This window comes from Sphingobium sp. JAI105 (assembly GCF_015752145.1).
Classification (GTDB): Bacteria; Pseudomonadota; Alphaproteobacteria; order Sphingomonadales; family Sphingomonadaceae; genus Sphingobium; species Sphingobium xenophagum.
Genome location: NZ_JADOUC010000001.1, coordinates 1788942 through 1812015 on the forward strand (window position 1 = coordinate 1788942; position 23074 = coordinate 1812015).

Annotated in this window: 24 protein-coding genes; 4 read left to right on the forward strand and 20 right to left on the reverse strand. The window is 64.5% G+C overall.

Annotated elements, in window-relative coordinates; genetic code table 11:
* Positions 1-4: 4 nt before the first annotated feature.
* The 8 genes from IWY39_RS08570 to IWY39_RS08605 all read right to left on the reverse strand — a co-directional run bounded on the left by IWY39_RS08570 (position 5) and on the right by IWY39_RS08605 (position 9297).
* Positions 5-1528 (reverse strand): NAD(P)/FAD-dependent oxidoreductase, encoded by a 1524-nt coding sequence (locus tag IWY39_RS08570; RefSeq protein WP_107124463.1) that lies wholly within the window; start codon positions 1526-1528, stop codon positions 5-7.
* 183 nt (positions 1529-1711) lie between these two features.
* Positions 1712-2044, reverse strand: coding sequence for a UrcA family protein (locus IWY39_RS08575; protein ID WP_017184300.1), 333 nt, complete (start codon positions 2042-2044; stop codon positions 1712-1714).
* A gap of 210 nt (positions 2045-2254) precedes the next feature.
* Entirely contained in the window at positions 2255-3844 is a 1590-nt protein-coding gene (gene purH, locus IWY39_RS08580; protein ID WP_107124339.1) for a bifunctional phosphoribosylaminoimidazolecarboxamide formyltransferase/IMP cyclohydrolase, read from the reverse strand.
* A gap of 84 nt (positions 3845-3928) precedes the next feature.
* On the reverse strand, positions 3929-4954 hold the full coding sequence (locus IWY39_RS08585; RefSeq protein ID WP_107124338.1) for a hypothetical protein: 1026 nt from the start codon (positions 4952-4954) through the stop codon (positions 3929-3931).
* A 2-nt stretch (positions 4955-4956) separates the two neighbouring features.
* Complete coding sequence (locus IWY39_RS08590) at positions 4957-6708, reverse strand: heparinase II/III family protein (RefSeq protein ID WP_107124462.1); 1752 nt, start codon at positions 6706-6708, stop codon at positions 4957-4959.
* Positions 6709-6722: 14 nt separating this feature from the next.
* Positions 6723-7385, reverse strand: coding sequence for a ribulose-phosphate 3-epimerase (gene rpe / locus IWY39_RS08595; RefSeq protein ID WP_107124337.1), 663 nt, complete (start codon positions 7383-7385; stop codon positions 6723-6725).
* Between the two features lie 78 nt (positions 7386-7463).
* Entirely contained in the window at positions 7464-7955 is a 492-nt protein-coding gene (locus tag IWY39_RS08600; protein ID WP_107124336.1) for a diguanylate cyclase, read from the reverse strand.
* Between the two features lie 52 nt (positions 7956-8007).
* Positions 8008-9297 carry an RsmB/NOP family class I SAM-dependent RNA methyltransferase gene (locus IWY39_RS08605; RefSeq protein ID WP_107124335.1) on the reverse strand — a complete coding sequence of 430 codons (1290 nt, stop codon included), beginning with the start codon at positions 9295-9297 and terminating at the stop codon, positions 8008-8010.
* 140 nt (positions 9298-9437) lie between these two features.
* Between IWY39_RS08605 and IWY39_RS08610 the strand changes: the two genes are divergently transcribed.
* The 3 genes from IWY39_RS08610 to IWY39_RS08620 all read left to right on the forward strand — a co-directional run bounded on the left by IWY39_RS08610 (position 9438) and on the right by IWY39_RS08620 (position 11198).
* Positions 9438-9611: a DUF1674 domain-containing protein gene (locus tag IWY39_RS08610; RefSeq protein ID WP_017184307.1), complete on the forward strand. Its 174-nt coding sequence runs from the start codon at positions 9438-9440 to the stop codon at positions 9609-9611.
* Positions 9612-9787: 176 nt separating this feature from the next.
* Positions 9788-10216: a hypothetical protein gene (locus IWY39_RS08615; RefSeq protein WP_017184308.1), complete on the forward strand. Its 429-nt coding sequence runs from the start codon at positions 9788-9790 to the stop codon at positions 10214-10216.
* Positions 10217-10319: 103 nt separating this feature from the next.
* Complete coding sequence (locus IWY39_RS08620; protein ID WP_107124334.1) at positions 10320-11198, forward strand: UTP--glucose-1-phosphate uridylyltransferase; 879 nt, start codon at positions 10320-10322, stop codon at positions 11196-11198.
* Between the two features lie 53 nt (positions 11199-11251).
* Here the strand turns inward: IWY39_RS08620 and ssb are convergent, their stop codons facing one another.
* From ssb to IWY39_RS08645, 5 genes are all read right to left on the reverse strand, one after another.
* A complete protein-coding gene (gene ssb / locus IWY39_RS08625; protein ID WP_107124333.1) occupies positions 11252-11800 on the reverse strand; it encodes a single-stranded DNA-binding protein in 549 nt (182 codons plus the stop codon).
* A 28-nt stretch (positions 11801-11828) separates the two neighbouring features.
* On the reverse strand, positions 11829-13688 hold the full coding sequence (gene feoB / locus IWY39_RS08630; protein ID WP_107124332.1) for a ferrous iron transporter B: 1860 nt from the start codon (positions 13686-13688) through the stop codon (positions 11829-11831).
* Positions 13685-13939 carry a FeoA family protein gene (locus IWY39_RS08635; protein WP_017184313.1) on the reverse strand — a complete coding sequence of 85 codons (255 nt, stop codon included), beginning with the start codon at positions 13937-13939 and terminating at the stop codon, positions 13685-13687. Before IWY39_RS08635 ends, feoB begins: the two co-directional genes overlap by 4 nt.
* A gap of 88 nt (positions 13940-14027) precedes the next feature.
* Positions 14028-14693 carry a COQ9 family protein gene (locus IWY39_RS08640; protein ID WP_107124331.1) on the reverse strand — a complete coding sequence of 222 codons (666 nt, stop codon included), beginning with the start codon at positions 14691-14693 and terminating at the stop codon, positions 14028-14030.
* A 9-nt stretch (positions 14694-14702) separates the two neighbouring features.
* Positions 14703-15584, reverse strand: a complete 882-nt coding sequence (locus IWY39_RS08645; protein WP_107124330.1) for a DMT family transporter — start codon at positions 15582-15584, stop codon at positions 14703-14705.
* A gap of 69 nt (positions 15585-15653) precedes the next feature.
* On the opposite strand from IWY39_RS08645, the gene IWY39_RS08650 reads away from it, so the two are divergent.
* Positions 15654-16748 carry an alkene reductase gene (locus tag IWY39_RS08650; protein ID WP_107124329.1) on the forward strand — a complete coding sequence of 365 codons (1095 nt, stop codon included), beginning with the start codon at positions 15654-15656 and terminating at the stop codon, positions 16746-16748.
* A gap of 110 nt (positions 16749-16858) precedes the next feature.
* Here IWY39_RS08650 and ribH read toward each other — a convergent pair whose 3' ends face one another.
* The 7 genes from ribH to IWY39_RS08685 all read right to left on the reverse strand — a co-directional run bounded on the left by ribH (position 16859) and on the right by IWY39_RS08685 (position 23007).
* Positions 16859-17281 carry a 6,7-dimethyl-8-ribityllumazine synthase gene (gene ribH, locus IWY39_RS08655; protein WP_017184317.1) on the reverse strand — a complete coding sequence of 141 codons (423 nt, stop codon included), beginning with the start codon at positions 17279-17281 and terminating at the stop codon, positions 16859-16861.
* Positions 17282-17291: 10 nt separating this feature from the next.
* Positions 17292-18572: a 3,4-dihydroxy-2-butanone-4-phosphate synthase gene (ribB, locus tag IWY39_RS08660; RefSeq protein ID WP_107124461.1), complete on the reverse strand. Its 1281-nt coding sequence runs from the start codon at positions 18570-18572 to the stop codon at positions 17292-17294.
* Between the two features lie 72 nt (positions 18573-18644).
* Complete coding sequence (locus IWY39_RS08665; protein WP_107124328.1) at positions 18645-19259, reverse strand: riboflavin synthase; 615 nt, start codon at positions 19257-19259, stop codon at positions 18645-18647.
* An 81-nt stretch (positions 19260-19340) separates the two neighbouring features.
* Positions 19341-20294 (reverse strand): bifunctional diaminohydroxyphosphoribosylaminopyrimidine deaminase/5-amino-6-(5-phosphoribosylamino)uracil reductase RibD, encoded by a 954-nt coding sequence (gene ribD, locus IWY39_RS08670; RefSeq protein WP_107124327.1) that lies wholly within the window; start codon positions 20292-20294, stop codon positions 19341-19343.
* A 35-nt stretch (positions 20295-20329) separates the two neighbouring features.
* Positions 20330-20806, reverse strand: a complete 477-nt coding sequence (locus IWY39_RS08675; protein ID WP_017184321.1) for a hypothetical protein — start codon at positions 20804-20806, stop codon at positions 20330-20332.
* Positions 20807-20905: 99 nt separating this feature from the next.
* Positions 20906-21625, reverse strand: coding sequence for an energy transducer TonB (locus tag IWY39_RS08680; protein WP_107124326.1), 720 nt, complete (start codon positions 21623-21625; stop codon positions 20906-20908).
* A gap of 116 nt (positions 21626-21741) precedes the next feature.
* Positions 21742-23007 (reverse strand): DUF445 domain-containing protein, encoded by a 1266-nt coding sequence (locus IWY39_RS08685; RefSeq protein ID WP_107124325.1) that lies wholly within the window; start codon positions 23005-23007, stop codon positions 21742-21744.
* Between the last annotated feature and the right edge of the window lie 67 nt (positions 23008-23074).

Consider the following 23074-nt stretch of genomic DNA (forward strand, 5'->3'; position numbering starts at 1 on the left):
CGGATCAGGCAGCCTTCAGGCGCGACGGGACGGCGCGGGTGCTGGCAAGCGCAGCCTGCGCGTAGGCGTCCTGACCTTCTTCGCCAGCCTCATGATATTCGGCATCCTCATTCACCGACCAGACGTCATGGACACGCGCACCCGCAACAATGTTGCGCACGGTCAGCATCGCCGTCATCATCGCATGGTCCTGATTATTATAGCGGTGCATGCCGTTGCGACCGACCATGTGCAACGTGGGGTAGCGCGCTTCCAGTTCGGTGCGCATCGCCTGCACATTGGCGGCATAGGCGTCGTCATAGACCGGATAGGCCTTTTCCTGCCTTACCACCGCGCCGCCCACGACATCGTCGGGGTTGCACAGGCCCAGTTGCGCCATCTCCTTCGTCGCCAGCGCGACCAGATCAGCGTCGGACGAAGCCCACAGGCCGTCCCCTTCAAAACAGAAATATTCCAGGCCCACACAGGCGAGCGTCGGGTCCGGCACCATCTCTGGCGACCAGCTGCGGAAATTCTGGATACGCCCGACCTGCACCTTGCTGTCGTGGATATAGATCCAGTTGTCGGGGAAAATATCTTCCCCCTTGACCATCAGCGCCACGGTCAGGAAATCGCGATATTTAAGGTCCATCGCCTCAGGCAGGGTCGCGGGCAGCGGATGGATGCGCCCGGCCAGTTCGCGCATGGGCGCGGACGAAATGAGATGCGCGGCATTGATGATCACCTCACCCTCCGGCCCCTGCGCCACCAGCCGCCAGCGATCGGTGCCCTGGTCCTGCTCCAGCCTTTTGAAGCTGTGCGCCATCAACACCTGATTGCCGCCATCGACCACATGATCGCGCGCCTTTTCCCACATCATGCCGGGGCCAAGGCGGGGATAGCGGAATGTTTCCAGCAGCGTCTTGGTCGCCATGCCGTCATTGGGCTTCTTGTTGAGGCCGAGCGAGCGTTTCAGCCCGTCGGTGACCGCACCCCAGAGCGACAGGCCCTTGATCCGCTGCGCTGCCCAGTCCGCCGACATTTCATCGCACGGCATCCCCCACACCTTCTCGGTATAGGTCTTGAAGAAGATCGAGAAAAGCTTGTGCCCGAACGCATTGACGGTCCAGTCCTGAAAGGAGCGGACATTGCGGTTGGGCAGCAGCTTCGCCTTGGCAAAGCTCGCCATGCACAGCGTCGAGCGCCAGATGCCCAGATTCCACAGCGCCTCGAACGCGCGCAGCGGGTAACTGTAGAACTTGCCCTCATAATAGATGCGGCTCATCCGCGGGCGCTGGATGAAGTCGTCGGGCAATATCTCGTTCCACAGGTCCACGACCTGCTGCGATTTCGAAAAAAAGCGATGGCCGCCAATATCGAAGCGGAAACCGTCCAGTTCGACTGTCCGGCTGATGCCGCCGACATAGACCGGGTCTTTTTCGATCACCGTGACGCTATAACCCTGCTTGGTCAGCAGATAGGCCGCGGTCAGGCCCGCCGGGCCTGCGCCGATGATGGCGACGTCCACGCTTTGGTCGATACGCGGCATGACAGGCAATTCCCCCCGGATGGTCATTCGTGACGCTGGGAGTGAAGGAAATATTCTAAGGAGTGGTTAATGCGCGGTAAGGATCAGGCAGCAAACGCGCCATCGGGCAACAACAGAAAGGGCCGCCCCGCGATGCGGAACGGCCCCCTGCAGTCCCCTTCGTGAGGGGAACCGGGCAGATGATCAGCCCTGGCGCTGGGCCATGGCGTTAAGATCGCTGCGAGCGCCGGTCAGTGCCTCGCCAAAGCAATTGCGATAATCCTGGGTCACGGGGATGATCGAGCCGTTGACGAAACCGCAAACCTGCTTGGCGGCGCGGGTGACGCGATAGTCGGCGCGGCGCAGACCGGCGGTGCTGGCGAGGTTCAGGTCAGCGACCGAAACGGCAATCGAGCGTGTTTCCGTACCCGCACGGCCATCGACGATCACATCCATATTGTCATTGCCCGCACTCGCCACGCCGGGCAGCGCAAGGGCCATCGTGGCGGCCAGCGCCACCAGCGTCTTTGCAGTCATCCTGTTTCTCCTGTCGAACATTTTTTCTGTTCTTTGCCCAACACCTGACTTGGGCACCGGGTCCACGCCTAAATAGGCCTGCCCGAATAAAATGAAAAGAGGCCAATTGGCAAAAAGTGGCGGAAAACCGTTATTTTGCGCGTGCGAAAGGATTTGTTTCGCACGCGCAGATCAATTTGCGCATTGGCCGCCGGTACGGCTGAACAAGCATCAGTGCCGGAAGTGGCGCATCCCGGTAAAGACCATGGCAAGGCCCGCTTCATCGGCAGCGGCGATGACTTCATCGTCGCGGATCGATCCGCCCGGCTGGATTACCGCAGTGGCCCCCGCTTCGACCGCAGCCAGCAGGCCATCAGCGAAGGGGAAGAAGGCGTCGGACGCGACCGCCGATCCGATGGTGCGCGGTTCGCTCCAGCCTGCCTTTTCAGCCGCATCCTTGGCTTTCCACGCAGCAATGCGCGCGGATTCCAGCCGGTTCATCTGGCCTGCGCCTACGCCCGCGGTGCTGCCGCCCTTGGCATAGACGATGGCGTTGGACTTCACATGCTTGGCGACGGTCCAGGCGAAGAGGCAGTCGGCCAGTTCCTGTTCGGTCGGTTCGCGCTTCGTCACGACTTTCAGCGCGTCGCGGCTGATCCGGCCATTGTCGCGGCTCTGTACCAGCACCCCGCCCGCGATCGTCTTCAGCTGGAGGCCGGGGCGCGCGGGATCGGGCAGGTCGCCGGTCAGCAGCAGGCGCAGATTCTTCTTCTTGGCAAAGATGGCGCGCGCCGCGTCATCGGCGTCGGGCGCGGCGACGACTTCGGTGAAGATGCCGCTGATCGCTTCGGCGGTCGGGCCGTCGAGCGGGCGGTTGACGGCGATGATGCCGCCAAAGGCCGACACGCTGTCGCAGGCGAGCGCAGCCTCATAGGCCTCGATCAGGGTCGCGCCGGTCGCCACGCCGCACGGGTTGGCATGCTTGACGATGACCACGGTCGGCGGGCCGTCGCGAAATTCGCTGACAAGCTCCAGCGCGGCGTCAGCATCGTTGTAATTGTTGTAGGACAGTTCCTTGCCCTGAATCTGCTTCGCCTGGGCAATGCCGTTGGCCGATGGACCAGTGGGCAGATAGAGGGCGGCGGACTGATGCGGATTTTCGCCGTAGCGCAGCGTAGTGCCAAGCGTGCTGGCAACGGCCAGCGTTTCGGGGAAGGTCACGCCCTGATCGGCAAAGGCGAACCAGCTGGCGATCATCGAATCATAGGCGGCGGTCGCCGCATAGGCCTTGGCCGCCAGCATCCGGCGGAAGTCGTAGCTGGTCGCGCCGCCCTTCTCATCCATTTCCGCGATCAGCCGGGCATAGTCGGCCGGGTCGGTGACGATCGCCACGCTCTCATGATTCTTGGCCGCAGAGCGCACCATGGACGGCCCGCCAATATCGATATTCTCGATAATCTCCTCGCGCTCCGCCCCCTTGGCGACGGTCGCGGCGAAGGGATAGAGATTGACCACGACCAGATCGATCGCACCAATCTGATGCTCGTCCATCGACGCAACATGCTCAGGGTTGTTCCGCACGGCCAGCAGCCCGCCATGCACCTTGGGATGCAGCGTCTTGACCCGGCCATCCATCATTTCGGGGAAGCCGGTAAGGTCGGAAATATCCATGACGGTCAGGCCCGCATCGCGCAGCGCCTTGGCCGTGCCGCCGGTCGACACCAGCTCCACCCCATGCTTCCCCAGCGCCTGCCCCAATTCGATAAGGCCAGCCTTGTCCGACACGGACAACAGGGCGCGCTTGATGGGATAGTCGGTCATGAGGAAAGGCTTTCTGGTTGCGGGACGAGTTTGCGCCGGTCCCTTAAGGGCAGATGGCGGAAAAATACAGCCCTGCCGTCAATCCTACTTGCGCCGGACTTGGAGCATCGCGTCGATCTTCTCCAAGGGACAGTCGAGACAGCTTATTAGCTCTCGGGGCATCCAATACCGGCCCCATCCCCAGTCATAATCAAAACCATACCCCATATTGGGCAGAATGGTCAGCACGGGGATAGGCATCTCCACGGCCGTATCTGCGACCCGAAACAGCGGGCGATGCGAACGGTCCCTGATTTCGACATAGGCCAGATGAATGCGATTGCGGGATAGGAGCCAAGGAAGCTTCCCCGCTCCCTCTCCCCGCCCCCATCGGCCCTCCCGCAGAAGCAGATCATAATCAGTCAGCGGCGGTTCCGCGACAAGACACACGTCGTTTGCGAGATGTTCCTCATGCAAGCGACCCAGCTTCCATCTGTCCTGTTCTGTTTCGCCAAATGGCGATCTCAAGTTGCGATCGACGGGTGGGCTTGCCGGGCATTCACTCAATGGTTTGAGCCGATAGGTCTGCGCAAGATGAGACAAGGGGGCGGCGCCACGCTGGATATCTTCGAACGACAGGCCGCTGCTACTGTTGACAGTGACGCTATGTACTGAATCCTCGAACAGGAGGGCGACACAGCGACTGTCGCAACTGAAAGGACCACGACCGAAATCGGGGATGCCGAATTCCATGCGGATATCGCCGAAGGGCTTTATCGGTCCGGCCGGCTTCACATTCGTCAGTTGATGGTCCGCCGCTAGTCGCCTGCCCGCGCTGATGGAGGGCTGCGGGATGGCCCAGACAAGCCCGACCGTGACCACGATCGCCAGCATCGCCGCCCGCAATGGAGACAACAGGAGGCCGCCCGCCCAGTAGAAGGCGGCCAACATCGCGCCCCACAGAAACGCTGTTGGCATGACTACTAGAAAAACACCGGGAAGGACCATCAGCATGAAACCGAAAATCAGAATCCATGGTGCAACCAGTATGATGGCCGAGAGGGTTCCAGTGACGATCAGATACCGCTTGAGAAACAGATCAAATGAGCCGTTTCCGTTACGCACGGCCATCCTCACCCCACCCGCTTGAACAGCCACCCGATGCTCGACCCGCCGGGCAGTGCCTCGCTGGTCACCACCATCTGCTTGGTCGGATGCGGCCTGCCATCGCCATCGACCCACAGGCTGTCCTCGACGGTCAATATGCCGGTGCCGGTGCGGAACTGCCACAACGCGCCCATATCGATGCGCAGCAGCGCGCCCTGATTGTCGGCGGTGAGCGTCGGTTCGACGCCCGGCGCCAGGTGAAACCGCAAAACGGCCGGGAGTTTGGCGGGTTTGCGACGACGCTGCGCCGGGGTCAGCATATCCTCGCCGCGAATTTCCTTGCCATCGCCGCTGACCAGCAGCAGGCGGCGGTGGACATAGCCGATGCGGCGGACATAGCCGTCATGGGACAGGTCGACCCGGCTGCCATTGTCCAGTTCCTGCCGGTTCAGTTCCACTTCGGTAACGCCGCGCCCCAGCGTGCCGTCAGGCATCAGCGCGGTGCTGTTGCAATCGTCCAGCACCAGCGTGCTGTGCGCGGCGGTCGTGCGCAGCCCCTGCGCCAGATCGCGGGGTATCCATGCCCCCTCAAGTCCCGCGCCGCCGCAATTGACGATCAGGCGATGGGGTCCATCGCTGATCTCGATCGCGCCGGTCGAGGCGCAGCCTGCGTCGGCCAGCCGCGCGACCGGCGGCGGCGCGGCGTCGATCTGGACCACGCTCGCGCCCGCCGCGATCCGCTGATAACCCCAGTCTCGCGCCTGTCGCAGCGGCCGGGCGCGCACCCGGCTGGCCGCGATGACAGCATTGACGATCGCAGGATCGATCGCGCCCGCGCCCTGCCAGTTGCCAAGACCGCCATCGCCATGGGTCAGGCCCAGCAAGGCGGGGACGATGCGGTTCAGCCCGTCATTGAGGAAACCGGGAGCCGTTTCGCGCCGTACGTCATAGACCGCACGCAGCATGGACAGCGCCATGACCGCCTCTACCTGCGCCAGCGGTGATCGGGAAACGATGCCGCCATCAGGGTAGAATCCGCTGTCGATCGCGCGTTTCAGGCCCGCTTCGCCGAACAATTTGCGCGCCGCGCCGCCAGGCATCAGCATGGAAGCGGCGACGATCGCGCTCCAGCCGACGATGCGCGGCAGGCCCATGGGCGCCTTGTCGGCGATACGGTCCAGATGCCGCGCGGTGCGGGCGATGCAGTTGAGGACCAGCGAACGATAGACCAGATCGCTAGACGACAGGATCAGCGGCGCATGGGCAGTCCAGAAAAAGAGCCGCCAGCCCGCATTGTCCGCGCGCCAGGCCTGTTCGCTGGGCGTTTCGGCATGCACGGCCAGCCATTTGCGCATGACATTTTCGGCGATCGGCGCGGCCTGTTCGCGACTGGCGACGCTCGCCAGATCGCGCAGCCAGCGGAAACTGTGCAGATAATCGGCAAAGGCGGGATCAAGGTCCAGCCGTGCGAAATCGAGCGTGTCGATAATCTGCTTCTTGCCGCGAAACAGGAAATAGCCCGCGCGGATCGCCTGCCCCGCGCGCGTGTCGCCGGGCAATTCGTCATCGGGAACCGCAAGCAGCTTGAGCGGATATTTGCCGCGCAGCTTGCGGCCGTGGATCGGCGTTTTCCAGCTGAGCAGATAGAAATGATTGGCGATCTTCTGCGCCAGCGACAGCCCCTTGTCATCCGCGACGCGGATGAGACGCTTGCCCTGTTCGATGCCGTCGTCGCTGCTTTCCGGAGCGGCGGGTTCGGGCACCTTGCGGGCGGACATGCGCCGGACCTCGTTCACCCGCCCCGCAGCTTCCGTATATTGTCGGCATAGACCGATGGCCCGCCGCGGAATGTCGCGGTGCCCGCGACCAGCACGTCGGCCCCGGCGGCGATCGCCTTGGGCGCGGTGGTGAAATCAATGCCGCCATCGACCTGCAACCGTATGTCGCGCCCGCTCTTGTCGATCATCTTGCGACAGGCTTCGATCTTGCGCAGCTGGCTTTCGATGAAGCTCTGACCGCCAAAACCGGGATTGACGCTCATGACCAGGATCAGGTCGACATCATCGATCAGATAATCGAGCATCTTGGCGGGCGTACCGGGGTTCAGCACCACGCCAGCCTGAACGCCCAGCGACTTGATATATTGGATCGAGCGGTGGATATGCGGCCCCGCTTCGGGATGGACGGTCAATATGTCCGCGCCCGCCTGCGCAAAAGCGTCGAGATACTGATCGACCGGAGAGATCATCAGATGGACGTCGAACGTCTTTTTCGTGTGCGGTCGCAACGCCTTGACCACTGCCGGGCCGATCGTGATGTTCGGCACGAAATGGCCATCCATCACGTCGATATGGACCCAGTCGCAGCCCGCTTCGTCAATCGCGCGGACTTCCTCGCCCAGACGGGCGAAGTCGGCAGAGAGGATGGAGGGCGAGATCAGGATCGATGGTGTCATTAACCGTTCGCCTTAGCTATGCCTCGGTCCAAGGGCAACGGGTGATTTGGATGGGGCGCAAGGAACGCGCCCAAGCCGCTATAACATAACGAAAATCGTTGGATCTAGCCGGTGCGAAGGGGTGGTCCCGTGCGGCAGCATCTGTTTGACGCCGTGCAGGCCGATCACCTCCTGCGCATCGTCCAGTACCGGCACAGCGATCAACCGCATGGCGCACTCCCCCATCCCGTCGGCCTGATGAATGTCGACATCCAGGGTGAAGCCGCGCTTGTGGCGAATGGCATAGGTGCGCAGCCGCTCCATGGCCTCGCGCGAATCCGGGGCATAGAGCGATACGGACAGGGCGCGTGGCACGGGAATATGCCGCTCCAGCCCGAAAATATCATAGACGCCGGCCGTCCAGGTCAGGCTGTCATCGGTCAGGTCGCAATGCCAAAGGCCCAGCCCCCGTTCCGCCAGCGCCGCATCGTTGCGCGCCAGCGATGGGTCCAGCATCACCGGGGCGAGATGTTCGTGCAGATCGTAGAGCGGCCAGCTATGGTGCAAAGGCAAGGGTTCGATCGGACGCACGGCGCACCTTCCAGACAGGGAATGGTCATCCTAAGCGCTCCATGGTTAAGGCTTAGTTCGTTGCTTTTGCAAGGCGCGCGATAAAAAATCCGTCCGCGCCGCCCTGGGTCGCCAATGTGTCGGGCAGCGTGCGCAGCCAGCCTTGCGACGTGGGGGTCATGCCGTCGGGCAATTCGCCAGCCTGCGCCGGCACAAGCGCAAAGTCCGGGCGGGCGGCCAGCAATCGGGTGATCTGTTCCTCCCCTTCCGCCTGTTCCAGCGAGCAGGTGGCGTAGAGCAGCACGCCGCCAGGCTTCAGCCAGTCGGCGGCGCGGGCGAGCAACGCGCCCTGCAACTCCGCCAGCTCGGCAATCTGGCGCGGGCCGATACGGTGCAGCACGTCAGGATGACGGCGATAGATGCCGGTCGCGGTGCAGGGCGCGTCGAGCAATATGGCGTCGACCGGCTGGTCCGGCTGCCACTGGCGCAGGTCGGCCTGCACGACATCGGCGGACAGGCCGGTGCGGGTCAGGTTTTCGGTCAGCCGCTCCAGCCGCTTTTTCGACTGGTCGATCGCGGTCACGCGCCATCCGGCCGCCGCCAGTTGCATCGTCTTGCCGCCGGGGGCTGCGCACAGGTCCAGCACATGACGCCCTTCCCCGGCACCCAACAGGCGTGCCGGGCAGGATGCGGCAACATCCTGCACCCACCACGCGCCATCGGCAAAGCCAGGCAGATCGGGAATATTGGCCCCGTCGGGCAGGCGGACATGGCCGGGGGCCAGGCTGACGCCGCCCAGTTGCGCGGCCCATTCGGCGGTGGCGGCAGGATCGCGCAGGCTCACGTCCACAGGCGGACGGATGGCATAGGCGCGCGCGGCTGCCTCCACCATCGCGCTGCCCCATTGGGCGGCCCAGCGATCGGCGACGGCGGCGGGCAGGGTCGGCGGATCGGGCAGCACCGGCGCGCTGCGCGTCACCGTGCCGAACACGCCATGGACCAGCTTGCGCGGCCCGCCATCGACCAGCGGCAGCGCCGTGGCGATCGCGGCGTGCGGGGCGGTGCCCAGCACCAGCACCTGCACCAGTGCGATGCGTAGCACCATGCGCGCCTTGGCATCATCGGGCAGCGGCAGGCGTGTCGCGCCGTCGATCAGCGCGTCCAGATCGGGCAGGTGGCGCAGCACTTCCGCAGCAATGGCGTGGACCAGCGCCCGGTCCGCGCGGTCGGCCAGCCCCTGACAGGCGCCATGCAGCGCGATTTCCAGCGGGTCGCCGCGCCGCAACACGGCATCGAGCAGTTTGAGGGCGGAACGACGCGCAGGCAGGCCGGGGACGTCAGCGGGGCGGGAAGATTGAGCCATGGGGCAGCGCCTAGGCGATTTTGCACGGATAAGATAGGTTCGCCATGCCACCCCGCCCTTGCGCTTGGATCGGGGGTCGCCCAAATGAAGGCACTGGCACAGGGCGCTGCCGTAGCGCTCCGCAATCGAAAGGCGGCTTCATGGGACATTATAATGGCAAGCGCCCCGCGCATGTGCAGCCGCCCGCCCACCTGTCCAAAAGCCCGCCCGTGCCGCAGCCGGACCCGATCGACAGCCCGCCTCAGCCTCAGGAAGAGTTGAGCCCGGTTCGCTACGGCGATTGGGAACGCAAGGGCTTAGCGATTGATTTCTAAGCGATAGGCCAATCGGCTCGCCGCCAATATTGCACAATTTCCGATGTTCCGTGCCACCGCCACGAGCGATGGCGCCTGCCGCTCTGGCCTATCCGTCTCCGTCTGCGCAGGACAAAGATGAATAAGGAGAATGGGGCGTGGGCGTACATTTGGTTGCGGACGTGAGTGGAAAAACAGTGTCGGATTATGCGCCGGAGGATGCGGCGCTGCTATGCGCGGTCGGGCGACTGGTATGCGCCTGGACGATGCTGGAACAAAGCCTGGAAACCAAGATCGGTCTGATGCGCGAAAAGATGGGCGACGTTCGCACCGTGGGCGCGCGCACCCGCCCGTCCATGGCCAAGCTGATGACTGAATTGCGCACGATGGTGGCGATGCGCGACCGGCGCAACGCCAGCGCGCTGACCGAAATCGCCGCCATCGAACGCGACATCCAGCGGATCGATCGGTTCCGCGCGCTCATCATCCAGGGCTTTCACCAGCCGGAGCCGGGCGGCTTTATTTGCCGCGACCATCGCAATATCCACCAATTCGTCACATTTGAGCAATTAGATCACGAAATAAGCGATCTGGAAACGATCGCTAACCGGCTGCTGGCAGTATAGGGTGCAGCGCACACGGGAAATTCCGCCCCTGTGCTTGACCTTTTTCGCATGTGCGGCAAATCATGTCGGGCCGTGGGGGCCTTGGGGTTAAGGGGAGTCCAACTTGAACAAGCCGATTCGCAAAGCTGTTTTTCCTGTCGCGGGACTAGGCACGCGCTTTTTGCCCGCGACCAAGGCGGTGCCCAAGGAATTGCTGCCGGTGGTCGACCGACCGCTGCTCCAATATGCCGTGGATGAAGCGCGCGAGGCCGGGATCGAACAGATGATCTTCGTCACCGGGCGCGGCAAGGGCGCGATCGAAGATTATTTCGACATGGCCTTCGAATGCGAAACCTTGCAGCGCGAACGCGGCAAGGATCTGTCCGCGTTGGAAGGAACGCGGCTCGCGCCGGGCAATGCGGTGTTCCTGCGCCAGCAGGAATCGCTGGGCCTTGGCCATGCCATCTGGTGCGCGCGCGACATTATCGGTGACGAACCGTTCGCCATCCTGCTGCCCGACGAATTCATGAAGGGCGCGCCGGGCAATGGTTGCATGAAGCAGATGGTCGACGCCTATGAAAAGGTCGGCGGCAATCTGGTCTGCGCGCTGGAAATCCCGATGGAGCAGACGCCCAGCTATGGTGTGATCGATCCGGGCGCGCGCGATGGCGTGCTGACGGAGGTGAAGGGGCTGGTCGAAAAGCCCGCCGCCGGGACCGCACCGTCCAACCTGATCCTGCCGGGCCGCTATATCCTGCAACCCGATGTCATGAAGATATTGGAAACGCAGGAAAAGGGTGCTGGCGGGGAAATCCAGCTGACCGACGCGATGGCCGCGATGATCGGCAAGCAGCCTTTCCATGGCGTGACATTTGACGGCCGCCGCTTCGATTGCGGGTCAAAGGCCGGCTATGTCGAGGCCAATCTTGCACTGGCGCTGGAGCGCGAAGATCTGCGCGACCATATCCGGGCGTTTGCGACGCAGGAACTGGCGCAGGGCTGACAAAAAAGGGGGCGGTATCAACCGCCCCCTTTTTCGTGAAACACCCGTTCCGATCAGAACGGCACTTCATCGTCCAGATCATTGTCGAAATTGGGGCTGCCTGCGCTGCCGCGACCGCCACTCGACGAGCGACCGCCAAAGCCGCCGCCACTATTGCCGCCGCCAAAATCGTCATAGCCGCCCGACGACGCGCCCCAATCGCTGACCCCCTGCTGCGATCGGCCACCGACGCCCTGACCGCCACCACCGGGCGCGCCATCCAGCATGGTGAGCACGGCCCCTGGCCCCTGCACCATCACTTCGGTCGAATAGCGGTCATTGCCGTTCTGGTCCTGCCATTTGCGGGTGCGCAGCTGGCCTTCGATATAGATTTTGGAGCCTTTGCGCAGGAACCGCTCGGCCACGCCGACCAGCCCTTCGCCGCCGATCACGACGCTGTGCCATTCGGTGCGCTCCTTGCGCTCGCCAGTGTTGCGATCCTTCCAGTTTTCGGACGTAGCGATGCGCAAATTGCATATCTTGCCGCCATTCTGGAAGCTCTTGACCTCCGGGTCGGCGCCCAGATTGCCGACCAGAATGACCTTGTTGACCGAGCCTGCCATGATTCCTCCGAAAGCCTTAAAGCGGCCCTTATAGTCCTGCTGCGGTCGCGGTCCAGTAGGTCAGGCCCGCGGCGACATAAGCCAGCACGAACAGGTATCCGACCATGAACAGCGGCCATTTCCAGCCGTTTGTTTCCCGCCTCGTCACGGCGATGGTCGATATGCATTGCGGCGCGAAGATGAACCAGGCCAGGAAGGCCAGCGCGGTCGGGAGCGGCCACTGGTCCTTCAGCCGATCGCCAAGGCTGCGCTCCAGCAGCGCCTCGTCATCGCCAGCATCGATCGAATAGACGGTGGCCAGCGCCGACACCGCGACTTCGCGCGCGGCCATTGCCGGGATGAGGGCGAGGGAAATGTCGCGGTTGAAGCCGATCGGCTCCAAAATGACATTGAGCCCGCCGGCGATCCGCCCGGCAATCGAATAATCGACCTGGCTGACCGCGCTGCCTTCGGGCGGCTTGGGGTAGGACAGCAGCACCCACAATATCACGGTGGACGTGAAAATGATCGTGCCCGCGCGCTTCAGGAAGATGATCGCGCGCTGCCACAGGCCCAGCACGATGTCCTGCGGCCGGGGCCATTGATATTTGGGCATTTCCATCAGGAAGCCGCCGCTCGCCCCCTTGGTCACGGTCATGCGCAGGATCAGCGCCACCAGCATCGCGCCGATAATGCCTGAGATATAGAGGCAGAAAAGGACGAACCCCTGAAGCCCCACGCCCGGCAGCACGTCGCGCGCCGGGATGAAGGCGCCGATGATGACGGCATAGACCGGCAGCCGTGCCGAACAGGTCATCAGCGGCGCGATCAGGATGGTGGTGAGGCGGTCCTTGGGATCAGCGATCGTCCGCGTCGCCATGATGCCGGGAATGGCGCAGGCGAAGGAGGAGAGCAAAGGAATGAACGCGCGCCCCGACAGGCCGACCCTGGCCATCAGCCCATCCATCAGGAAAGCGGCGCGGACCATATAGCCGGTCGCCTCCAGCATGAGGATGAAGAAGAACAGGATCAGGATCTGCGGCAGGAACACCACCACCGATCCCACGCCGTTGATGACGCCATCGACCAGGAAAGACCGCAGCATTCCGTCAGGCAGCGCATCGCGCACACTGTTGGCGGCGGCCTCCGCCAGCCCCTCGATCATGGCGATCGGCGCTTCGGACCAGGCATAGACCGCCTGGAACATGACGAACAGCAGGCCGAGCAACAGCAACAGCCCGAACACCGGGTGCAGCGCCACCCGATCGACCGCGGCGGTCAGACGGCGCGAGGGGGTTTCGCGCACGATGGCGGCGCGGGCAATCCGCCTTGCCTCATCGCGCACCGCATCGAAATCGCGCTCCGGCAGCGGCGCTTTGGCTTCGGGCGTGACGCCGCCCAGCAAGCCAGCCAGTTCCTCGCGCAGATGATCAAGCCCCCGCTTGCGCACCGCCACGGTGGCGATCACCGGCACGCCCAGTTCGCGCGACAGGACGGCAGCGTCCAGTTCCAGCCCGTCGCGCGTGGCAAGGTCCACCATGTTGAGCGCGACGATGGTCGGCAGGCCAAGGGCGATCAGTTCCAGCGCGAAACGCAGATGATTGTCGAGGTTGGACGCATCGACCACGATCACCAGCGCGTCCGGCTGCCTTTCCCCCGCCTGCCGCCCCATCACGACGTCGCGCGTGACTTGTTCGTCCGGGCTGGCGGCGTTCAGGCTGTATGTACCGGGCAGGTCGACCAGTTCGACCGGGCGACCATCGGCCTGCGCCAGCCGCCCCGCCTTGCGCTCCACCGTGACGCCCGGATAATTGCCCAGCTTCTGCCGCGCGCCGGTAAGGGCGTTGAACAGCGCGCTCTTGCCCGCATTGGGGTTGCCGACCAGCGCGACGAGCGGCAGCACGCTCATGGCGCAGCGTCCGGTCCGGTGCGGACGGTGACGGCGGCGGCGTGATTGCGGCGCATGGCTATGGTCATGCGGCCCACCTTGCAGGCGATCGGCCCCTTGCCCCACAGGCCGCCATGGTGCAGCGCCTCCACGCTCGCGCCTTCGCACAGGCCAAACTCGCGCAGACGCTGGCCTTCCGACGCGGAAAGCGCGGACCAGTCGATCAGGTCAACATAGGCGGGCTGGCGCAGGGGCAGTTCGGTCAGACGCACGGAATGGATACTCACAGGTCAGTTGCTGCGAGTGACTATCAATACCGATTAGGAAAGGCCAGAAGGAAATGTTCGCCAGCGCGACAGATCACACCGCCGGGTAGCGCAGTCGCCCGATGAAGCGCGCCAGGCTGAGCCGCTCGCCGCCGCCCACGCCCTTGACCTGCGCCTTCAGCTTTTCGAACCGCATCACGCCTTCGATCCGCCGGGCCAGGAAAGCGCGGCTGTCGGCATGGGCCTCGCTTTCGTCGTCCACGAACACCAGCAACGTGGCGGCATAGACCCCGGCCAATGTCATCCGCTTGGTATAATGGGCAAGGTCCGTGGCAGTGTCGCCCGCCGCGCGCCACATGACATCGGCCGCGCGCCAGCCCAGCCGGGTCGCGCGCGCCGCATTGGTGGGCAGGGCAAGGATGGCGATGGCGCGGCGCAACGCTTCGCGGTCGGGCGCCAGCAGGTCCAGCCGCGCCTCCACCAGCGCGATGATCCTGTGCCGGATCGACAGCGCGCCAAGCGTGTCGGCTGGCAAGGCGTCCAGCATCCGCGCATCGATGCTGGCGAACCAGGCGTCGATCATGTCGACCGGGCCGTCGGCAAAGGCCAGCGCGGCAATATCCGCGTCCACGCCCTTTTCCGCCGCAGCCATGGCGACCGCTTTTCTGCGCCACCCGTCAAAGGCCGCATGGCGCGCCAGTACGGGCGCCAGCAGGACGCGGATTTCATCGAGGGTCATGTCGGCAATATCGTCGCTCATGCCACCAATCTAGGCGCGCGAGGGCAAGCGCACAAGCACCAGCGCGGCAGCGACCGCCATCGTCCCCACCATATCGGTGATGCTCAGCCATTCGCCAAACAGCACCCAGCCCAGCACCGCCGACACGGCCGGTTGCAAAAGCAGGCTCAGGCCCAGCACCAGCGGCGTGAACCAGCTGATCGCATAGGTCAGCAGCCCCTGCCCGACCAGCTGGCTGCTGAGCGCCAGCACCACCAGCGGGGTCCAGTCGCCCGGCATGATCCGTTCGCCCAGCCACAGCGCGCACAGCAGCAGCGGCGGGATGCTGAACAGGGTCGACATGGCCAGCACCGACCAACTGTCGAGCCGCACCCGCGCCCGCTGCACGATCAGCAGATAGCCGGTATAGGTCGCCCCGGCGAGCAGGCAGAGCAGATCGCCATGGAGGTAGCGCGGCGAAAGTTCATAGCTGCCCCCCATCATCACCGCCGCACCTGCCGTCGCCAAAGTGAGGGCAATCGCCTGCATGGCCCTGGGCCGTTGGCGCAGCACGACCATTCCCCATATCGGCAGCATCAGACCGCTCATATTGCCGAATATGGTGGCGTTGGTGACTTTGGTGTAGAGAATGCCGATATGCCACGCCGCCAGATCCGCTGCGAAGAAAAGCCCCGACCAGATCAGCGCCGACCATTCGCGAATCGTCGGCATCGTGCGGCGCAACCACGGCAGGGCGAGGATCAGGAGAAATGGCAGGGCCAGCGTCAACCGCCAGAATGCCGCCGCTACCGGCCCCACATCGGCCATCCGCACCAGCACCGGGCCGAGTGGCAGGATGAGATTGGCCAGTATCAGTGCTGGAAATGCAAATTTGGGCATGCCTGCACGGGCATTGGGGGTTGAACTGACCATCGCGGCTCCCTAGCTGGCTTTCAGCTTTACGTCCCGTTGCAATTTGCAACTTTTATAAAGGGAGTTTTCATGTCCAAGCTGTTCGAGTCCGTCCAGATCGGCGCCATTGGCGCACCCAACCGCGTCGTCATGGCGCCGCTGACGCGTGGCCGCGCGACTCGCGATCATGTGCCCACCCCTATCATGGTTGACTATTATCGCCAGCGCGCGGGCGCTGGGCTGATCATCAGCGAAGCGACGGGCATTTCCCGCCAGGGTCTGGGCTGGCCCTATGCGCCGGGCATCTGGTCGGACGAACAGGTCGCAGCCTGGCAGCCGGTGACGCAGGCGGTGCATGACGCGGGCGGGCGGATCATCGTCCAGTTGTGGCATATGGGGCGGCAGGTCCATAGCAGCGTCACGGGCGAACAGCCGGTGTCGTCCAGCGCCACCGCTACGGCGGGAGAGGCCCATACCTACGAGGGCAAAGCGCCGTTCGAAACGGCCCGTACATTGACGCTTGAAGAAATTCCCGGCCTGATCGACACCTATGTCAACGCCGCGCGCAACGCGATCCGCGCCGGTTTCGACGGTGTGCAGATCCACGCCGCCAACGGCTATCTGATCGACCAGTTCCTGCGCGACAATGCCAATTTCCGCACCGATCAATATGGCGGCAGCATCGAAAACCGCGTGCGCTTGCTGGCGGAAGTCACACAGGCGGTGGTCGACGCGATCGGCGCGGACAAGGTGTCGGTACGCCTGTCGCCCAATGGCGACAGCCAGGGCGTCAATGACAGCAATCCCGGCCCGCTTTTCGCCCATGCCGCCGAAGTCCTGAACGCGATCGGCATCGCGTCGCTCGAACTGCGCGAACCGGGGGAGAAAGGCACGTTCGGCGCAACCGACGTACCGCGCCAGTCACCGCTGATCCGTCAGCATTTCAAGGGGCCGCTGATCCTGAACAGCGATTATGACAAGACACGGGCGCAAGCGGATCTGGACAGCGGCCTTGCCGACGCGATCAGCTTCGGTCGCCCGTTCATGGCCAACCCCGATTTGGTGGAGCGGCTGGAAAGCGACGCGCCGCTGAACCCGATCAAGGGGATGGAAACCTGGTATGGTCCGGGCGAGGATGGCTATACCAACTATCCCGCGCTGGAGCAGCAACGGGCCACTGCCTGATCGAAACGAACCCGTCGCCCCATGGGGGACGACGGGTATTTCGCGGCCTTCCGGGGCCATGGTCCATCTGCTCTGTCATTGCGCCTCCCGCGTGCGGGGGCGCAAACAGCCTAGGCCCCGAAGCGCTCGCGCAGGGCCAGCATGGCGATGGCCGCCTTGGCCGCCTCGCCGCCCTTGTCCTTTTCGGTCCGCTTGGCGCGGGTCAGCGCCTGCGCTTCATTCTCGACCGTCAATATGCCGTTGCCGATCGCAATCGCATCCATGCTGAGCGCCATCAGGCCGCGCGCACTTTCGTTCGACACGACCTCGAAATGATAGGTTTCGCCGCGGATCACGACGCCGATGGCGATAAAGCCGTCATAGCGGCCGCTTTCCGCCGCCAACGCGATCGCGCCGGGGATTTCCAGCGCGCCCGGCACCGTAACCACCTCATATTTATGCCCTGCATCGTCCAGCGCGGCCTTCGCGCCTTCGATCAGCAGGTCGTTGAGATGGTCGTAGAAGCGGGCTTCGACGATCAGGAACTTGGCCATGATAAATCCTTTACAGCTCGATCGAACGCTGCCCAACCACGGCCAGGTCATAGCCGTCAAGCGCGATCAGGCTGCGATGGCTGTTGGTCAGCAGGACCATGTCATGCACGCCCAGTTCGGCCAATATCTGCGCGCCCGCGCCATAGTTGCGCAGTTCGTCCATATCGCCAACGGCGATGCCGGCATTTTGCTGGAGGATACGCGTCAGTATGTCCGGTTCGTCGCCGCGCAGCAGGACGATGATGCCCGCGCACTCTGCGCTGATAATCTCCATGCACCGTTGCAACAGGCCAGCGCGCGGACCCTGCTTCCCAAACGTATCGGTCAGCGGCGCGAACTGGTGCATCCGCACCAGCGTTGGCGTGTCCGGGTCGACATGGCCCTTCTGCAAAACCAGTTGCTCGGTCCGCGTCGCCTTGTTGTAAAAGCTTATCGCCTTCCAGTCGCCGCCCCACTGGCTCTGGAACGTGGTTTCGGCGCGACGTTCGACGATATGGTCGTGGCGGCGGCGATAGGCGATCAGGTCACGGATCGTGCCGATCTTCATCTTGTGCCTGGCGGCGAAGGGGATCAGGTCGTCCAGACGCGCCATCGTGCCATCGTCCTTCATCACCTCGCAAATGACGCCGGACGGGTTCAGGCCCGCCAGCCGCGCGACATCCACCGCCGCTTCGGTATGGCCCGTACGCACCAGCACGCCGCCATCCTTGGCCACCAGCGGAAAGACATGGCCCGGCGTCACGATGTCGCCCCGACCCTTCGACCCGTCGATCGCGACGGAGATGGTGCGGGCGCGGTCGGCTGCGCTGATCCCGGTCGTCACCCCCTCGCGCGCCTCGATCGACACCGTGAAGGCCGTTTCATGGCGGGTCCCATTGTTGCGGCTCATCAGGCTCAGGCCCAGCTCATCGACCCGCGCCTTGCTCAGCGCCAGGCAGATCAGGCCGCGCCCGTGGGTGGCCATGAAATTGATCGCGTCGGGCGTCGCCATCTGCGCCGGGATCACCAGATCGCCCTCATTTTCGCGATCCTCGTCATCGACCAGGATGAACATGCGGCCATTGCGCGCTTCGTTGATGATTTCTTCCGGCGACGCGAGCGCGGTCCCGCCCTCGCGCTTCAACAGATAGGCTTCCAGCTTGCCCAGCGTATCGGCGGTCGGGTTCCAGTCCCCCTCGCCCAGCTTGCGCAGCGAATTGGCGTGCAGCCCCGCCGCACGGGCCAGGCCGGATCGCGACATGCCACCATCGGTGACGAGGCTGCGGACGGTATCAATCAGGGTAGAGGACATGACAGCGGACTCCTTCCCGAACGCCGGGATGATCCGCATATCACATTACAATGTGATTATTTCAAGAGGCAATCACATTGCGCGCGTGCGAAGGCTCATCATCCGGTCGAGATAACGGGCCAGCACGTCAATCTCCAGATTGAACGCACGCCCCTGCGGCAGCGCGTCCAGCGTCGTTTCAGCGGCGGTGTGCGGAATGATGTTCAGGCCGAAATGCACGCTGCCATCCGCCTGATCCTCGACACTATTCACCGTCAGCGAAATGCCGTCGAGCGTGATCGACCCCTTGGCCGCCAGCGCTGCGGCCAGCGTGGAAGGCGCGGCAATGACCAGCCGGGTCGAATCGCCTTCGGACGTGGCTGACACCAGATGACCCACGTCATCGACATGCCCGGTGACGATATGCCCGCCCAGTTCGTCCCCGACCTTGAGCGCACGTTCCAGGTTCAGCCGACCGCCCTCGACCCACAGGCCCGGCGCGGTGCGCGCGACGGTTTCCGCCGACAGGTCGACCGCGAACCAGTCCGCACCCTTTTCCACCACGGTCAGGCATGCACCCGAACAGGCGATCGACGCGCCGATCGCCACCGACTCCATGTCATAGGCGCTGCCGATCACCAGCCGCAGGTCGCCGCGCTGTTCCGCCTCGCGGATGGTGCCGATGTCGGTGATGATGCCGGTGAACATAGGTAGAAATCCAATTGTCCGTTCGCCCTGAGCGAAGTCGAAGCCTTCGCTCAGGGCGAACGGGATGAGTTGGTCGTTCCTCTAAGCGCTCGCCACCGCCTCGTAAACCTCCAGACGATCAACGCCCAGCCGCCGTTCGTCGGTCAGTCGCCAGCGGCCATGCGCGTGGGCCAGATCCGCAAGGCCGATGTCGCCGATTCCCGCCAGCCCCGCACCGATCAGGATCGGCGCGCGATACAGCAGCAACCGATCGACCAGCCCCGCCCGCAAAAAGGCCGCCGCCGTTTCCGCGCCCCCCTCCACCAGCAGATGATCGACCCGATCGAGCGCCGCTATCTCTTCGGGCGCGCCGATGCGCTCCCAACCGACAGGCGCGTCGCTGCGGCTCAGCAGCACCCGGCGCGGCGAGCGATCCTCCAGCCCCGCCAGCCGCACGTCCAGCCCCGGCGCATCGGCGCGCAACGTGCCGCCGCCGACCACGATCGCATCATGCCGGGCGCGTTCGACATGGGCGTGGGCGCGCGCGTCAGGCCCGGTGATCCAGCGGCTGGACCCATCCGCCAACGCGATCCGTCCATCGAGCGACAGGCCCAGTTTCAGCGTCACATGCGGCCGCCCCCGCGTCTGGCGCAGAACGAAGCCCGCCATCGCGCGCGCCGCTTGCTCCGCCATCAGCCCCATCTCGACCGTCACACCCCGCTCGCGCAGCCAGGCCGCACCCTGCCCATCGGTGCGCGGATCAGGATCGCGCAGCGCGATCACCACCCGCGCGACGCCTGCGCGCGCCAGCAGGTCGGAGCAGCGCGGCCCGCGCGGGGACAGATGAAAACAGGGCTCCAGCGTCACATAGGCGGTCGCGCCATGGGCTTGCTCCATCGCCTGCGCCAGCGCCTGCGCCTCGGCATGGGGTCGCCCACCCTTCTGGGTCCAGCCCCGCCCGACGACCCGATCGTGCCGGACGATCAGGCAACCGACATTGGGATTGGGGGTGGAAAGGCCGCGCCCGCGCCCCGACAAGGCGATGGCGGCGGCCATGTAGCGCCGGTCGGCGGCGGACGTCGACGTCTGACTCAGGGCTTGGCGACTTCCGGTTCGGATGAAGGCTTTGGCTGGACCTCCGCCTCTGCCTTCACCAGCCGCTGGTCGAGCATGGCGTTGATCTGCTTGACCGCTTCCTTGCGCCGCGCAGTGTTGCGGGCCTCGTCAGCGCGCCAGTCGATGCCGAACGCATCGGCAATCTTCTGCATCTCCACCTGCTTTTTCTGCAGGATGGCGTCGCGCCGGGCCAGGTCCATTTTCTGTTGCAGGATGATCGCGGCATCGCTGCGATTCGCGTCCCAGCTCTGAAAATAGATGATCTTGTTGCGCGTCGGCATGGTGTTGGTGTTGGCATCAGTGATGAAAGCCCACACGATGACCCAGGTGAACGCCATGGAAACCCCCAGCAGCGGCCATTTATGCTGGCGCGGCTGCCGGAAATAGCCCCACAGATCGCCTAGCGCGCTCTTGGGGGAAACGGGACGGGGAAAAATCGCCATATCGCCCATATAGTGCAGGCCGCGCCCGGATGCAAAAGGGGGAAGGCACGGCAATTGCCGTCGCGCTTCCCCCACCCCCTCCCGCTGGCGAGCGGGGCGCAAAAAAATCTATCGGTCCGTCAATGTGAACCGCACCGTCATTATCTTCGTCGTCGCCACCGGCACGCCGTCCCGCGTGGCGGGGCGGAAGCGCCATTTGCGCAGCGCATGGCGCTGGGTCGCCAGCCAGAAGCTCTCATCCGTTGCCGAAACCCGCGCAATGTCGGTCACGCGCCCTTCGGCATTGATCGTCACGCGCACCGTCACCGACCCTTCCAGCCCCTGCCGGATCATGGCGCCGGGATAATCGGGCTGGAACTGAGGCAGTGCGCGCGGATCGATACCTGCGTCGACCAGCACCGGCGCGCGGGGCGGATCGGCAGGCGGCAGGATGATGGTGGGACCAGGATCAATCCCCTCCCCTGTCCCGGCGCTGCCGATCACGACCGGATCGCCCTGCGCCCCAGTCACGATCGGGTCGGCAGTTGTCGGCTGCTGCTGGGTCGGGCGAGTCCTGATCGGCCGCTCGATCGTCGCTTCGACCGGCTCTGGCGGCGGCGCTTTCTCCTCCGGCACGGCATAGGTCTCGAACGGGCGCGTGATCACCGTATCGATCACCTCTTTGGGGATCAGCAGCCACGCCCCGATCACCAGCGCGTGAACGGCGATCGCGCCGCCAATGCCAACCGATGATCCGGTGCCGCCGCGATAGCCCGACGGTGCCGGCTTGTCGCCTCCGCCTGCTATATGCCTATGTCCGATAGCTGCCTGCATGATGCTCAAACGCATTGCCCGACTCCTCTCCCGCCCGTCCGCTTTTGAACGGTGCGTGACATGTTACATCATATTTCTATGATATGATGCAACATGATTTTTAGCGATACATAGTCGCCGGATCAGCGCGTTCAGAACAGCGTGTCGACAGTGTGGATCACCAGGCCGACCAGCCCGCCGACCAGCGTGCCGTTGATGCGGATATATTGCAGGTCGCGGCCCACCGCGCCCTCCAGCCGGTTGGTGATGGTGCCCGCGTCCCAGCCACGCACCGTGTCGCTCACCAGCCGGACGATGGCGTCGCCATAGGTCGCGGTCGCCCCCACCGCCGCGCGCCGGACGAAGCGGTTGATGACATGGCGCAGCCGCGCATCCTCCTGCAACGTACCACCCAATTGGCGCAGCGCCTCGCCCAGCCGCCCGGCCATCGCCTTGCCCGGATCGCGCACCGCGCGCAGCAGGCCGCCGCGCGCCTGTTCCCACAATCCGTCGATCCAGCGCTGCATCGCCGGATTGTCGAGAATCTCGTCGCGGATCTGCGCCGCCTTCGCCTGCATCTCGATGTCGAACTGCAAGTCGAAAGCCAGCTTCGCCATCCCCTCCTCGGCCTTCAAGCGCAGGCTGTGCCCCGGATCGGCCGCCATTTCCGCCAGCATCTTGCGCAGCCCGTCGATGATCGCATTGGCCAGATTTTCGTCCAGCCCCGTCCATCGCAACAGCTTGCCCGCCTTGTCATGCACCATCTGGCGGATCAGATGGTCGTTCGCTTCCAGCGTACGATCGGCCCAATGGATGATGCCGTCCATCACCGGCGCATGGCGACCGTCGCGCATCGCCGCCTCGATCGCCTGCCCCACCAGCGGGCCGACATTGATGCCGCGCAGCCGCTGGCCGATCGCGCCCTTGACCATGCCGCCCAGCCGTTCCTGGTCCAGCGCCTCCAGCATGTCGGCGATCAGGCGCGATGCGCCCTCGCGCAGCCGCCCGTCGCCCGCCGACGGGCTGGCCAGGAACCGCCCCGCCGCCGCCGCGACATCCATGCCACGCATCCGCCGCGCGACCACGGCGGGGGTCAGGAAATTGTCGCGCAGGAACAGGGCCAGCGTATCGCCAATCCGGTCCTTGTTGCGCGGAATGATCGCGGTATGCGGAATGGGCAGGCCCAGCGGATGGCGGAACAGGGCCGTGACCGCGAACCAGTCGGCCAGGCCACCGACCATCGCCGCTTCGGCAAAGGCCTGCACGAAGCCGATGGCCGGGTGCAGATGCACGGTGCTGCGCGCGGCGATGAACAACGCCGCCATTGCCAGCAACATGCCCGTCGCCAGCAGCCGCATCCGTCGCGCGGGATTGGGCTGGCTTTCGCCGATGGGCCGGGGGACGCGGAGCAGCTTCATGGCTCCCCAACGGTTACGCCGCCGTTTCGTTCAGGCAAAGCGTTCTTTTGGGAAGGGCACCGCGCGC